The 13,935-nt window shown below is 63.3% G+C and carries 14 protein-coding genes; 6 read left to right on the plus strand and 8 right to left on the minus strand.

Annotated elements, in window-relative coordinates:
• Positions 1-40: 40 nt before the first annotated feature.
• Genes NKI72_RS01820 through ehuB form a run of 5 tightly spaced genes read right to left on the minus strand, consistent with a single transcriptional unit; the run spans position 41 to position 3,853 of the window.
• On the minus strand, positions 41-772 hold the full coding sequence (locus NKI72_RS01820) for a GntR family transcriptional regulator (RefSeq protein WP_352470565.1): 732 nt from the start codon (positions 770-772) through the stop codon (positions 41-43).
• A complete protein-coding gene (ehuA, locus tag NKI72_RS01825) occupies positions 769-1,548 on the minus strand; it encodes an ectoine/hydroxyectoine ABC transporter ATP-binding protein EhuA (RefSeq protein WP_023717024.1) in 780 nt (259 codons plus the stop codon). The genes NKI72_RS01820 and ehuA overlap by 4 nt, the downstream gene beginning before the upstream one ends.
• On the minus strand, positions 1,545-2,204 hold the full coding sequence (gene ehuD, locus NKI72_RS01830; RefSeq protein ID WP_023674259.1) for an ectoine/hydroxyectoine ABC transporter permease subunit EhuD: 660 nt from the start codon (positions 2,202-2,204) through the stop codon (positions 1,545-1,547). Before ehuD ends, ehuA begins: the two co-directional genes overlap by 4 nt.
• The gene (gene ehuC / locus NKI72_RS01835; protein ID WP_352612531.1) at positions 2,201-2,929 is read right to left on the minus strand and encodes an ectoine/hydroxyectoine ABC transporter permease subunit EhuC; all 729 of its coding nucleotides are present in this window, start codon (positions 2,927-2,929) and stop codon (positions 2,201-2,203) included. Before ehuC ends, ehuD begins: the two co-directional genes overlap by 4 nt.
• A gap of 54 nt (positions 2,930-2,983) precedes the next feature.
• Positions 2,984-3,853 (minus strand): ectoine/hydroxyectoine ABC transporter substrate-binding protein EhuB, encoded by an 870-nt coding sequence (gene ehuB, locus NKI72_RS01840; protein WP_352470567.1) that lies wholly within the window; start codon positions 3,851-3,853, stop codon positions 2,984-2,986.
• A 243-nt stretch (positions 3,854-4,096) separates the two neighbouring features.
• On the opposite strand from ehuB, the gene NKI72_RS01845 reads away from it, so the two are divergent.
• From NKI72_RS01845 to NKI72_RS01870, 6 genes are all read left to right on the plus strand, one after another.
• The gene (locus NKI72_RS01845) at positions 4,097-5,287 is read left to right on the plus strand and encodes a M24 family metallopeptidase (RefSeq protein WP_352849837.1); all 1,191 of its coding nucleotides are present in this window, start codon (positions 4,097-4,099) and stop codon (positions 5,285-5,287) included.
• Positions 5,288-5,361: 74 nt separating this feature from the next.
• Positions 5,362-6,510, plus strand: coding sequence for a M24 family metallopeptidase (locus NKI72_RS01850; protein ID WP_352849838.1), 1,149 nt, complete (start codon positions 5,362-5,364; stop codon positions 6,508-6,510).
• Between the two features lie 10 nt (positions 6,511-6,520).
• Positions 6,521-7,777 carry a sarcosine oxidase subunit beta family protein gene (locus tag NKI72_RS01855; RefSeq protein WP_352830648.1) on the plus strand — a complete coding sequence of 419 codons (1,257 nt, stop codon included), beginning with the start codon at positions 6,521-6,523 and terminating at the stop codon, positions 7,775-7,777.
• 13 nt (positions 7,778-7,790) lie between these two features.
• Positions 7,791-8,072 carry a sarcosine oxidase subunit delta gene (locus NKI72_RS01860; RefSeq protein ID WP_352470571.1) on the plus strand — a complete coding sequence of 94 codons (282 nt, stop codon included), beginning with the start codon at positions 7,791-7,793 and terminating at the stop codon, positions 8,070-8,072.
• A complete protein-coding gene (locus tag NKI72_RS01865; RefSeq protein ID WP_352849839.1) occupies positions 8,069-11,023 on the plus strand; it encodes a sarcosine oxidase subunit alpha family protein in 2,955 nt (984 codons plus the stop codon). The genes NKI72_RS01860 and NKI72_RS01865 overlap by 4 nt, the downstream gene beginning before the upstream one ends.
• A complete protein-coding gene (locus NKI72_RS01870) occupies positions 11,016-11,519 on the plus strand; it encodes a sarcosine oxidase subunit gamma (protein ID WP_352612524.1) in 504 nt (167 codons plus the stop codon). Before NKI72_RS01865 ends, NKI72_RS01870 begins: the two co-directional genes overlap by 8 nt.
• A gap of 65 nt (positions 11,520-11,584) precedes the next feature.
• Here NKI72_RS01870 and NKI72_RS01875 read toward each other — a convergent pair whose 3' ends face one another.
• From NKI72_RS01875 to NKI72_RS01885, 3 genes are all read right to left on the minus strand, one after another.
• Positions 11,585-12,049, minus strand: a complete 465-nt coding sequence (locus NKI72_RS01875) for a cupin domain-containing protein (protein WP_352470574.1) — start codon at positions 12,047-12,049, stop codon at positions 11,585-11,587.
• Positions 12,050-12,252: 203 nt separating this feature from the next.
• A complete protein-coding gene (locus NKI72_RS01880) occupies positions 12,253-13,128 on the minus strand; it encodes an aldose 1-epimerase (protein ID WP_352849840.1) in 876 nt (291 codons plus the stop codon).
• A 5-nt stretch (positions 13,129-13,133) separates the two neighbouring features.
• The gene (locus tag NKI72_RS01885) at positions 13,134-13,934 is read right to left on the minus strand and encodes a FadR/GntR family transcriptional regulator (RefSeq protein ID WP_352849842.1); all 801 of its coding nucleotides are present in this window, start codon (positions 13,932-13,934) and stop codon (positions 13,134-13,136) included.
• Position 13,935: the final 1 nt, after the last annotated feature.

A 13,935-nucleotide genomic window follows, 5' to 3' on the forward strand; every position in this document is an offset into this window, starting at 1 on the left:
AGTTCGACGGCAGTCCACCAGCATAATCTTACGGGGCTGATTATGTAGCTCTATCCAGATTCGCCTCGCCTGCATGGCGCATCATGCGGCGGAAGCTCATTGAGATATGCGCCCGCCTTATGTGCCCGATGGACTCCCAGTCGCCGATTTCGGCCGCGGCAAGGACCTCTTCCATTTCGCGGCGGAATGCGGTGAATTCCTCGACGAGGCCCAATTGCGGCATCAGCTTCAGGACGACGCGCGCGACCTGAAAATACAGGCGCTCGCTGATCTCGCGCAGTGGCTGGTTGCCGGTCATCGCCGTGAGCTCGTAGAAAAAATCCATGTTGAGGCGCAGGAAAGCGCGCTGGTCGGGATTGAGTATATCGGCATCGCAGCGCGCGATGAGCGCCCGTATCCGGTCAAGATCGTCCGCCGTGCGCGGAATCGGCGAAAGCTTGCCGACGAGGAGCGCCAGCTCCAGGCGCAAATGATAGACCTGCTGCAATTCCTCGATGTCGACGTCGGTGACGATCGTGCCGACGCCGTGGACGGATTGAACCAGACCCTCGGATTCAAGGCGCGCCAGCACGCGCCGGACCGGCGTGCGGCTGATCTGGAATTCCTGGGCAAGTTCTTCCTCGGACAGGTGGCTTCCCGGCGCATAATCGAGCAGGCAGATGCGGTCGCGCAATATCCGGTAGATGCGCTCGAACCGCTCCCGCGCGGAGAGCGGGCGCGGCGGCGCGGCGGTCACCGTCGTGGGCGGCTTGGCCTCTGTCTCGATCGTCACCCAGCCTCCAGGACAGCATGCAGGAATTGCCGTGTCCGCTCGTTCTTGGGAGCACCAAACAGTTCGCTTGGCGGCCCCTGCTCGCAGATCTTGCCTTGATAGAAGAAACAAACGCGGTCGGAAAACTCCTTGGCGAAGCCCATCTGATGGGTGACCATCAGCATGGTGAGATCATGCTCGCGCCCGATTTGCCTTATCACCTGCAGCACTTCGCCGACAAGCTCCGGGTCGAGCGCCGACGTCACCTCGTCGAACAGCATGATCTTGGGCCGCATTGCCAGCGCCCTGGCGATGGCGACGCGCTGCTGCTGGCCGCCGGAAAGCTGTGACGGATAGTGGTCCTTCTTCTGGGCCAGACCGACCAGCTCCAGCAGCTCGGCCGCTCGTGCCTCGGCGTCCGCCCGCTTCATGCCGAGCACCGTTATCGGCGCCTCGATGCAGTTCTGCATCGCTGTCATATGCGGAAACAGGTTGAACGACTGGAACACCATGCCGATCTTGGCGCGGATCTTGCGGATGTGGGCGAGATCGGCGGGAACAAGCTTGCCGTTCCTCTCCATATGGGTCAGCGGCTCGCCTTCGACCCAGATGACGCCGTCATTGATCGTCTCCAGCGTCATCAGCATGCGCAGCACCGTCGTCTTGCCCGAACCCGACGGACCGATGACGGAGACTTTTTCGCCGCGCGCTATTTCGAGATTGAGCCCGTCGAGAACGGTTAATGTGCCGTAGCGTTTCGATACATTGTCGAAGCGGACCATCGGTTGTTCAGTCATCGGGTGGTCCTCCGGTTGAGCAGCCCTTCGAGAGAGCGGATGAGCGCCGCCGAAACCAGGCTCATGGCAAGGAAAAACAGGCCGACCAGCGTGATCGGCTCGGTGTAGCGGAACGTTTCGGAGCCGATGATCTTGGCGGTCTGCATCAGTTCCATCACGGCGATTGCGGAAAGCAACGGCGTTTCCTTGAACAAGGCCACCAGATAATTGCCGAGCGCCGGAACGATCGGCGGGATCGCCTGCGGAATGATGATGTCGCGGAACGTCGTCCAGGACGAGAGATTGAGCGCGATCGAAGCTTCCCACTGGCCGCGATGGATGTTGTCGAAACCGGCGCGATAGACCTCGGAGCAATAGGCGGCGTAGTGGATGCCGATGGCCAGCACCCCGGCGGTGAAAGCGTCGAGCACGACACCGAATTTCGGAAAGACGAAATAGAGAAAGAATATCTGGATGAGCAGCGGGGTCGAGCGGATCAGCTCGACCAGCACCGAAATCGTCCAGCTGGTCCATGGCACGGCGATGCGGACAACGGCCAGCACCAGGCCGAGCGAGGCGGCAAGCGCAAAGCCGATCAGCGTCGCTTCGATGGAAATGACGGCGGCGCGGGCAAGCACCGGCAGGATTTCCAGGGCAAATCCCCAATCCCAGATCATGCCGCCTTCCCCCGCGCCAGTCCGAGCGACGCTCGCCTTTCGAGAAGCCGCATGCCGATGGTCACAACCAGCGACATTGCCAGGTACATCAAAAGAACGAGGGTGAAGATCGGAATGGTCTTGAACGTGTTCTGGTTCATTTGCTGCGCCTTGAAGGCGAGATCCGAAAGCGTGATCAGCGAGACCAGCGCCGTCGATTTCAGAAGCTCGATGAACAGATTACCCCAGGGTGGGATCATCGCGACAAAGGCCTGCGGCAGGATGATCCGGCGCAACATCTGTGGGCGGCTCATGTTCAATGCCGTACACGCTTCCCACTGCCCGCGGGCGACGGACTGGATCGCGCCGCGCACGCACTCCGATCCGTAGGCGCCGACATTCAGGCCAAGCGCCAGCACTGCCACCACGAACGCGTTGATCGTGACGCCGAATTGCGGGAGCACGAAAAACAGCCAGAACAATTGCACCAGCGCCGACGTTCCGCGGAAGATCTCGACGTAAACCGTGGCCAGCCATCTGAGCGGCGTCGGGCCGTACATCCTTGCAAGTGCTGCAAGCACGCCCATGATAATTGCCAGCAGGCTGCCGAGGACGGCGATCTCGACCGTCAGGACCGCGCCTTGCAGCAGGCCCGGCATGAACACTCTATAGCTGTCCTGCGTTGCCAACGCGCCGATCACGACCAGCGCGATGACCAGCATGGCAATGAGCGTACGGATTCCCATGCGATTCCCCCGGGAAAAAAGGGCGGCGCTTTCGCGCCGCCAGCAGTTGGGAACCTATTTGCCAGCGCAGAGCTCTGCGGTGGTCTTGTTGGGCAGATAATCCTTGCCGAAGCCGAGTGGCTCGACCAGCGCGATATGCTCCGGCGAACCGATGAACTTCTTCAGCTCGGCGTTGAAAGCCTGCTGCAGGTCGGTGTCTTCCTTGCGGAAGCCGAAGCCGCCATGGCCTTTCACCGACTTGCCGGCGACCTCGCCGAAGGGCTTGGTCGATTCGACACCGTCGGCCTTCTTGGCCATGTCGGCGATCGAAAGGGCGGTAAGCGCGGCAGCATCGGCGCGGCCCGACTGGACGGCGGCGACCAGGCTGGACTGGTCGGGCAAGGAGACGATCTGCCCATCGGCAACGCCCGCTTCCTTGGCGAAGCCGCCTTCAACGGCGCCGGCCATCACGGCAAGCTTGAGATCCGGATTATCCTTGATGCTGGAAAAATCCTTGATGCCTTTCGGATTGCCTTTTGCCACCAGCATAGCCTCGCCGATGCCGTAGGACGGCTCGGAGTAGTTGATCTCGGCGCAGCGCTTCGGGGTGATGAACATGCCGGCGGCGATGATATCGAAGCGGCCGGCCTTGAGACCTGGAATGAGCGAGCCGAATTCGGTCAAAACACCGTCGACCTGCGGTATGCCCATCTTGGCGAGCACCGCCTTGGCGACTTCCGGCGCCTCGCCGGTCAGCTTGCCGTCTGGCGTGGCGTAACCGAACGGCGCCTCGTTGGCGAAACCGACGCGGATGTAGCCGTCCTTCTTGGCCCGTTCGAGGGTGGTTTCCGCGTGAGCGGACAGCGAGGTCAATGACGTCGCGGCGAGCGCGATGCAGGCAGCCGCTTTCACGACCATGCGGCGCGATATCGATGAATTGAACATGCTTTTCTCCCATTGGACAACTGTGGATGGTTCCCAGGGCGCGGCCTTCTTCGAGATCGACGCCTGCTTGATCAGACGTATACAACTGCCCTAGACATTTCGCAAGCAGAGATATAGAAACCATGGAAATTCGGCGATAATTCGTAGTTAGCCAACAAAATTGACGTCGAGTTGTGCACAATTTGGGCCTGCTTGCCCATATTTTATCAAAGGGCAAGCGGCGTACTGGAAGGCAGGATTTCGGTGGCGACCGCGAAGGGCTTCGGGACATTCACGCAAGCGGAGTATGGGCAGCGCCTCGCCGGCGTGAAGACACGCATGCAACAAGCCGGCTTCGATCTCATCGTCTGTCAGGATCCAGCCAACATGTGCTGGCTGACCGGCTATGACGGATGGTCGTTCTACGTTCCGCAGTGCGTGCTCGTCCATCTGGAGGAGGACCGGCCGATCTGGTTCGGCAGGGCGCAGGATGCCAAGAGCGCACGCCTGACCACCGGCCTGCCCGAGACAAACATCGTGCCGTTCTCGGAACGGCTGGTGCAGCAGCCCGTCGAACACCCTTATGACGAACTCGCCCAACTGATCCGGTCGCGCGGCTGGGGAAAGGCCCGTATCGGCGTCGAGATGGACGCGCATTATTACACTGCGCGCTGCCACGCCCACCTTGTCGAGGGGCTGCCCGACGCGCATTTCGCCAACAACCACGATCTCGTTAACTGGGCGCGGCTGGTCAAATCCGAAGCCGAGCTGGTGCTGATCCGCGAGGCGGGTGCGATCTGCACGCATGCCATGAACCGCGCCATCGGGAAAATGCGGCCCGGTGTGCCTCAGAACCATGTCATTGCGGAAATCTATCACGCGCAGATCATGGGGGTGCCCGGAGCGGGCGGCGACTATGCCGCGATCTGTCCGCTGATGCCCGTCGGCGAGGGCACCAGCACGCCGCATCTGACGTGGTCCGACGCGCCGCTGCCGGACAGCGGCCCCGCCATTCTGGAGATCGCCGGCGTGCGGCGCCGCTATCACGCGGCGCTGACGCGGACCGTACATTTCGGCAAGCCGCCGCTAGCCATCCTCGACATGGCCAAGGCAATCGTCGAGGGTGTCGACGCCGGCCTCGAGAAGGCGCGCCCCGGCTACACCGCCGAACAGGTGGAAGCCGCCTGGCAGGCAGTCCTGCGACGGAACGGGCTGAAGAAGGAAAGCCGGGTCGGCTATCCGGTCGGGCTCGCATACCCGCCCGATTGGGGTGAACGCACCGCAAGCCTTCGTCCCGGCGATACTACCAAGATGCAGTCCGGGATGTGCTTCCATTTCATGGCCGGCGTCTGGCTCGACGATTTCGGCATCGCCATCTCGGAGTCGTTCGTCGTCACGGAACGGGGCGGCGAACGCCTCTGCGACGTGGCGCGCGAACTCATCGTCATCGACTGACATGGCGGCCGGGAAACCGGCTGCCGAAAAGACCATGCCCGCCAGCAAGCCGGCAACAAGCACGAGGACGCCCGATGGACCGCAATCCGTTTTCCGAAGCCGAAATCGCCGGCCGCCTGGCAAAGGTCCGTACTGCACTGATCGAGCGGGAGCTCGACGCGGCGGTGTTTGCCTCGCCGGAGAACGTCTTCTATCTCACCGGGCTTGATCACTGGGGGTATTTTGCCCCTCACCTGCTGATCGTTCCGCTCCTGGGAAACCCCGTCCTGGTCACCCGCTCGATGGAGAAGGTGACGATCGAGAAGCAGGTGAAGGCAGCGGAATTCCGTGGCCACTCTGACAGCGAAACGGCGGCCGACCTTGCCGCGCGGATGCTTGCGGAGCTCGGCCTGTCGGGCAAGCGGATCGGCCTCGAATGCTGGACGGCCGGCCTTAGCCATGGACTTGCCGTGGCGCTCCAGACGCAAGCCGATGCAACGTGGAGCGATGTCTCCGGTCTGATCGACAAGATGCGGCGGGTGAAGAGCGCCGAAGAACAGGCGCTGATGCGGCGTGCCGCAAAGGTGACGGACGCCGCCGCCGGTGCCGCGATCGCCGCGATCTCCGATGGCGCTTCCGAACAGGAGGTCGCCGCCCAATGTGTTTCGGCAATGATCCGCGCCGGCGGTCATGCGCCGGGCTTCGGACCGTTCATCCGCCCGGCCGCGCGCCTGGGTGAAGAGCACACGACCTGGGGCGACGGAATCTACCGCAAGGGCGAGCCGGTCTTTGTCGAACTGTCCGGGTGCATCTCGCGCTACCATGCCCCGCTCGGCCGGCTCGTTCGCATCGGCCACATCAGCGATGAAGACGCCGCAATGGCGGAGGTGACCGCCAAGGCCTTCAACGCGGTCGTCGAGGCGCTGCGGCCGGGCGCCAAGGCGCGTGATGTTTACGCCGCCTGGCAGGCCGTCGCCGACGAGGCCGGCCTTTCCCACTATCGCCGCCATCACTGCGGCTACCTTGTCGGCGCCGGCCAGCCGCCGTCATGGACCGGCGGCAATTCGGTGACCGGCTTGCGACACGGCTCCGACCTCGAGATCGAAACGGGGATGAGCTTCCACATCCTGTCATGGCTGATGGGAACGGGTCACGGCAATGACTTCGTCTCCAACACGGTGCTTTTGACCGACGCGGGCGCCGAAGTGCTCACCCGCACGCCGGCCGGCCCGATCGTTCGATAGGCCCGCACGCATGGCGCGCTACTCGGCACTCTCGATTTTCCGCAACGCGCTCGCCGGCCAGAAGAATTGGCAGCGCGCCTGGCGTGCGGCGGAGTCAAAACCGTCCTATGATGTGATCGTCATCGGCGGCGGCGGACACGGCCTCGCCACCGCCTTTTACCTCGCCGAGAACCACGGCATCCGTAACGTCGCCGTACTCGAAAAGGGCTATGTCGGCGGCGGCAATGTCGGCCGCAACACCACCGTCATCCGCTCCAACTACCTGCTCGACGGCAACACCCAGTTCTACGAATTCTCGATGAAGCTCTGGGAGGGCATGTCGCGCGCGCTGAACTTCAACGTCATGTTCTCGCAGCGCGGCCAGCTCGTCACGGCGCATTCGGCCGATCAGCTCGACGGCTTCAGCCACCGCGCCAATGTCATGCGGCTGAATGGCATTGATGCCGATATCCTCGACCGCGACGAGGTGCGCCGTCTCGTGCCCTATCTCGATTTTTCCGACACCGCCCGCTTTCCGATCCATGGTGCCATCTTCCAGGGCCGGGCGGGCACGGCGCGCCACGACGCCGTCGCCTGGGGCTATGCGCGCGCCGCCGACAGCCATGGCGTCGACATAATCCAGAACTGCGAAGTGACAGGCTTCCTCCGCGACCGCGACAGTATCGTCGGCGTCGAAACGACGAAAGGCCGGATCGGCGCCGGCAAGGTCGGCCTCGCTGTTGCCGGTCATACATCCGTGCTCGGTGCCAAGGCCGGCCTTGACCTGCCGATCGAAAGCCACGTCCTGCAAGCCTTTGTCACCGAGCCGCTGAAGCCGCTGGTAGATCACGTCGTCGCTTACGGCGCCGACCATTTCTACGTCAGCCAGTCCGACAAGGGCGGACTGGTCTTCGGCGGCAATCTCGACGGCTACAATTCATACGCCCAGCGCGGCAATCTCGGCGTCGTGCGCGAGGTGGCGGAGGCGGCGATTGCTTTGATGCCGTGCATTTCGCGCGTCCGTCTGCTGCGCCACTGGGGCGGCGTCATGGACATGACTCCCGATGCCAGCCCGATCATCTGCCCGACGCCGATCGACGGCCTCTATCTCAATGGCGGCTGGTGCTATGGCGGCTTCAAGGCGACGCCGGCTTCCGGCTGGTGCTTCGCCCACACGATCGCCACCGGCAAGCCGCATCCCCTGATCGCGGCCTACGGACTCGATCGTTTCCGCACCGGCCACACGCTCGATGAGGCCGGTATCGGCCCTTCCGCCTGGCTGCAATAGGAGGCGGGACAAAATGCTGCGCATCGAATGCCCCTGCTGCGGCCCGCGCGACCATGACGAGTTCCGCTATGGCGGCGATGCCTCGGTCACGCGTCCAACCCATGACGATGCCGATCCGGAGGCCTGGTACCGCTACGTCTATATCAGGACAAACCCGGCCGGCCCGCACCGTGAATTCTGGCAGCACGTGACCGGCTGCCGGCAATGGCTGGTGGTCGAACGCGACACCCGCAACCACGCGATCGCATCCGTCGACTTCGCCAGGAAATCGACTGTCAGGAAACAACCGGCATGAGTTCGAACCGCAAACGCCTGCCAGCGGGTGGCCGCATCAGTCGCGAGGTGCCGGTAGATTTCACCTTCGATGGCCGCAAGCTGATTGGGTATCGCGGCGACACGCTCGCCTCCGCGCTGCTCGCCAATGGCGTCACCCTGGTCGGTCGCAGCTTCAAATATCATCGCCCGCGCGGCATTTTTTCCGCCGGGCCCGAAGAGCCGAATGCGCTGGTTACGCTCGGGAGCGCCGGCAGGCGCGAGCCGAACCTGCCGGCGGCGACGCTGGAACTCGCCGACGGCATGGTCGTGGAGAGCCAGAACCGCTGGCCGTCGCTTGCCTTCGACGTGCAAAGCGTCAACGGCCTTTTCGCGCCGTTTCTGTCCGCCGGCTTCTACTACAAGACCTTCATGGGCCCGACGCGCCGCGCCTGGATGTTTTACGAACATTTCATCCGCAAGGCGGCCGGCCTGGGCAGAGCCGCCACCGGCCCCGATCCCGACCGCTACGAGGTTCATCATGCCTTCGCCGATGTCGCTATCGTCGGCGGCGGCCCGGCGGGATTGTCGGCGGCGCGGGCGGCCCCCGCGGCCGGCGCGCGGGTCGCGCTGATCGAGCCGGATTTCCTGCTTGGCGGCCAGCTTCTGGCGGAACCGTCCGACAGCGCAGCGGCCGCATGGCTGAGGCAGGCCGCGGCCGAGTTGGAGGGCTTCGAAACCATCACGCTGATGAAGCGGACGACGGCTTTCGGCAGCTATGACGGCAATGTGCTTGGACTGGTCGAACAGCGCGATCCAACCGATCCGCAGCCGAATGGCGAGACACGCCAAACGGTCACCATGCTGCGCGCCCGCGCCATCGTTTTCGCCACCGGCGCCATCGAGCGGCCGATCGTGTTCTCGAACAACGACCGGCCCGGCGTCATGCTTGCCTCGGCCGCGCGGACCTACCTCAACCGTTTCGCCGTCCTGCCGGGCAAGAAAATCATCGTCGCCACCAGCAATGACGGTGCCTGGCGCACCGCCTTCGATTACGCCGCAGCCGGCGCGGAGGTGACGATTGCCGATCTGCGCGCCGTCCCGCCCGCAGCACTTGCCGCGGAAGCCGCACGGCTCGGCGTGGTGGTGCGGGCCGCAACGCGCATCGTCGACCTGCACGGCCGCCATACCGTCAGGCGCGTAACGCTCAATGGACCGGAGGGACAATCCTCGGCCGCCTGCGACCTGGTCTGCATCTCCGGCGGCTGGTCGCCAACCGTGCATCTCACCTCCCACCTCGGTGTCAAACCTGTCTATCGCGACGACATTGACGGCTTCGTGCCGGGCGTCTTTTCAGCCAGCCAGTTCGGCGCCGGCGCAATGATAGGAGCTTATGCGACCGCCGCTGCCGTCGAGCACGGCCATCGCGCCGGCATCGAAGCGGCAGCCTCCTGCGGCAAGTCGGCGCCGGTGCCCGCTCCATCGAAACTCGATCTCGATGAGACCGCCTCGACCGTGCTTCGCGAAGCCCTGCCCGCTGGACGCGGAAAGGCCTTCGTCGATTTCCAGATGGACGTGACGACCGGGGATATCGAGCTCGCCCATCGTGAGGGCTATGAATCGGTCGAGCATCTGAAGCGCTACACCACGCTCGGCATGGGCACCGATCAGGGCAAGACCAGCAATTTTCCCGCACTTGCCGCCATGGCAGCGCTGCGCGGCGCAACGATTCCCGAGACCGGCACCACGACCTTCCGCCCGCCCTATACGCCGGTGGCGATCGGCGCGCTTGCCGGACGCGCCGTCGGCCATCATTTCAAGCCGATCCGCCGCACGCCGATGCACGACCGGCACATGGCGAACGGCGCCGAGATGCTCGAGGTCGGGCTCTGGATGCGGCCCTATTTCTACCGGCAGTCGGGCCGCGACGTGAACGAGGCCTATGTTGCCGAAATGCGTACCGTGCGTCAGGCCGCGGGGCTGATGGACATCTCCACGCTCGGCAAGATCGATGTCCAGGGCCCGGATGCGGCAATCTTCCTCGACCGCGTCTATGCCAACGGATTTGCCAGGCTGCCGGTCGGCCGCGCCCGCTACGGCGTCATGCTGCGCGACGACGGCATCGTCTTCGACGACGGCACCACGACGCGGCTGGCGGAAAACCGGTTCTTCATGACCACGTCGACCGCCAAGGCCGCCGATGTGCTGTCGCGTCTCGAATTCCTGCTCGACACGGCCTGGCCGGATTTGCGCGTGGCCGTTACCTCGGTCAGCGATGAATGGGCGGCGATGTCGGTTGCCGGGCCTAACAGCCGCGCAATCCTCGGTGCTGCTTTTCCTGGTCTCGACGTTTCCGACGCGGCGCTTCCGCATATGGGGCTACTCGAAAGCGAGTGGCAGGGCCGTGGGCTCCGCATCCTGCGCCTCAGTTATTCCGGCGAGCGCGCTTACGAAGTCTATGTCGGCGCCACTGCCGGTGAACAGCTCTGGAGCCTCTTGCTCGAAGCCGGCACACCCTTCGACCTGAAGCCTTACGGTGTCGAGGCGCTCGGCGCGCTGCGGGTCGAAAAGGGCCATGTCGCCGGACCGGAGATCGATGGGCGCACGACGCTCGACGATCTCGGCCTCGGCCGCATGGCCGGCAAGCGCAGCGGCTTCGTCGGCGATGTACTGCGCCGCCGCCAGGCCTATCAGGCGCCTGAGCGCCAGCGGCTGGTCGGACTGGAATGCGCCGAAGACGGCAAGCGCCTCCGCGGCGGGGCGATCCTGTTCCTGCCGGACGACAAGATCGAGGGCCATGGCCGCGGCCGGGTGACCTCGATCACCTTTAGCCCAGAACTCGACCGCTATGTCGGATTGGCCCTGCTTGCCGGTGATGTCGCGGCAGAAGGAAGCGAGGTCGTGGCGGTCTATCCGATGAAGGCCGAAACGGTTCGCGCCCGCGTTGTCTCGCCGGTATTCATCGATCCGCAGGGAGAACGGCTGCATGGCTAGCTTGACCTCTTCTCGGGATTTCAGTCTGTCCGTGGCGGATTGTCCGCTTATCCAGATCGAGGGCTGGGACGCGACACTGAGACAATTCGAAAAGAGCGTCTCGGCGTCGCTCAACACGAAACTTCCCGCTTCGGTGGGAGAGACGGTTCGCCACAAGGGCCTTTTGACCATCCGCGTTGCACCTCGCCGCCTTTGGCTGGCTCTCGACGAAGGCACAGAGGCGCCAGCCCTTGTCGTCGACCCCGATCTCGGCTGTTCCGTGCCCCTCGGGGAAGGTCGTGTTCGTTTGAAAATGGCCGGCCCTGGTATCGCAAGGCTTCTGTCCGGCTGCATTGCCGTCAACTGGCACGCGCCGACCGCCGCTCCGGGCCGCGCCGTGCAAACATCCCTCCATCACGTGCCCGTGCTCTTCCTGCGCACCGGCGAGACCGCGTGCGAGCTCATCGTGCCGCGAAGTTTTTCGCGAAGCCTCTCGGATTGGATTGCCGACGGCTAGCCAATACCGGTTCCTCGGGCAAGGGCCGGCTTTAGCGGCGATCCAAGCCGCCATCACGAAGTCATCTACTCTCTTGCCGGCCAGTCCTGCAGGAGCGTAATCCCAAACTTCGGCGCGGCTACTTTGAGCCGCTCGATATCGGCAGGCGTTGGCGGCCCGACCACCTCTCCCTTGCTGCGTTCATGGCCACCTTCGGCGAGAAACTGCTCGAACACACTTGGCGTGTCTATCAGGATATAGCGAACGAGCTGATTGCCGGGATTCATAAGCTGGTGCGGGATGCCCCGCTTCAAAAACATGCTCTCGCCGGGCGAGAGCGTTCGGACCACACCGTCCACAATTGCGGTCAAGTGCCCTTCGATGACGTAGACCGTCTCGTCGTCATTCGCATGAACATGGATTGGCGTTTTGGTGTGCCCGTCGCTTCTGTTTTCGAACAGACTCAACAAGCCTCCCGTCTGTTCGCCGGAGACCAGTCGCTTCATGACGATGCCCGCGAGCACGAATTCTTTTGGTTCAACATCCGTCATTGATCCAATCCTGCCAGGCACATTTGGTGGCCCGTCAAGCAGACGAGCTGCGCAGCGACATCCGGCAAACGTCGAACTGGCTCGCGGGTTCCCGGTCGCCGGAGTTCCCTCTTCTCAAGCTCCGTTTGGACGAAAAGACGGCTTCGTTGTCACCGGACATGCAGGCCGACATCCGCCAATTCGAGGGCGCCGCAGAGGTCCGCCTAACTGACGGCAAAGCTGCAACGTGCTGCCAGGCTCTCGCCGGGCCCAAGCACCGACAGTCCATTCCATTTGTCGATCGAACCCCGATTATGAGCATCGACAACATGACTGACCGGTTCAAAACAGAAGAAGTCGCTCTCGTCCGATGGCGAATAGACCAGGTACAAATTCAAGGGCGATGAAGCTTCAATCCGCTGGCTGCAACTGTGCTCTGGCCAAGATATGGAGGCGACACCATCCCAGCCAGCGAACACATTGTTTATCCATCCGCTCGGCAAGGCGGCCGGGGCGCCGAAATTCCAATCGGGATGGGTTTTGATATCCACAAACCGTTCAGGGAGGTGGTTGGGCCGTTCGATGCAAACCTGTGATGCCGCGGCGTGAAGCGTGGTCAACGCTGTTCTCGGGAACCATGGATGGATGCCAAGCCCGAACGGCAATCTGATCGATGCCCGATTGACGATGCGAAGTTTCAGCTCGAGCCCCTGTCCGGCCAGCGCGTAGCTCACCTCGGCGCGATATCGGTATGGGCCAGGCCCGTTGCTGATGAGCGACAGCTTTGCGTTGTCCTGCGTTATGCTGTCGACGTCCCACTCGCTCGAAAATCCATTGCCGTGAATGGGAAAGGGCTCGCGTGCAACATTGGCAGGCAGTTCGTGGAATTTGCAGTCGAATGTGAACCCGCCGCCCGAGATGCGATTTGACCATGGCAAAAGCAGGTTGCAGGCAAGGTCGAACGGGTTGCTGCTCCCGCCGTTCGGCCAAGGCCTGAAGAGCGGCACGCGTCCATGGTCCAGTCTCGCAAGACCTGCCCCAAGCGATGGGACGATTTCAGCAGACAGGTCTCCGCTTCTGATCTTGATCGTCCCGACCATCCGCTTCAGACGGTATTGGCCTTGGCAGCGGCGATCGGCTGTTGATGGCGGCCTTTGCGAGCCACTGCAAGAAGGTCGTTCGACGCGATCCCGATGAGCGCCTTCATCTGATCGTGTGCATCGTCGGCCCTCCGCATCCTGATTGCCTCCAGCACGTCGCCATGCGCGCTCAGCGTCTGCTGGTAATTAGCGGTGGCCGATGTGGTCAAGCGGAAGGAGAAGCTGAGGGCGGCCGCAAGCATATTGCCGAGATTGGCGAACACCGGGTTGCGGCTGGCACGCAGGATGGCCGTATGAAACCTGACGTCGGCATCGAGACACGCAGCGAGATCATCCTGCGGAGCAATGCGCATGGCTTCATAGGCCGCTTCGATGACCGCGAGATCGCCTGACGTCGCCATCTTGGCCGCAAGTTGGGCGGCAGCGGGTTCAATGACCAGCCGCGCCTCGATCAATCCTCGGACGAAATCGAGATCGGGCTCGATATCGCGCATCCATTCCAAAACCTGTGCATCCAGCCTGTTCCATTCGCTCGACACGCGCACACGCGTCCCGGCCCGCTTGCGCGCCTCGATCAATCCTTTCGCCGAAAGCGTCAGAAGAGCATCGCGAAGCGCGGTGCGGCTCGCCCCGTAGATAACGCAAAGCTCGGCTTCCGTCGGCAGGACGGAGTGCTGGGCGTAGGAGCCGGCGAGGATGCGCTGTCCGAGATCGCGTGCGATGCGATCCTTGAGCGATGACGTGGTGCCATCTGCGGCAGGAATGTCATGCTTGCCTTGGCCAGTCGAAGCGATCGCCGCGTCCATC

The sequence above is a fragment of the Mesorhizobium sp. M0437 genome (genome assembly GCF_040321335.1).
GTDB lineage: Bacteria > Pseudomonadota > Alphaproteobacteria > Rhizobiales > Rhizobiaceae > Mesorhizobium.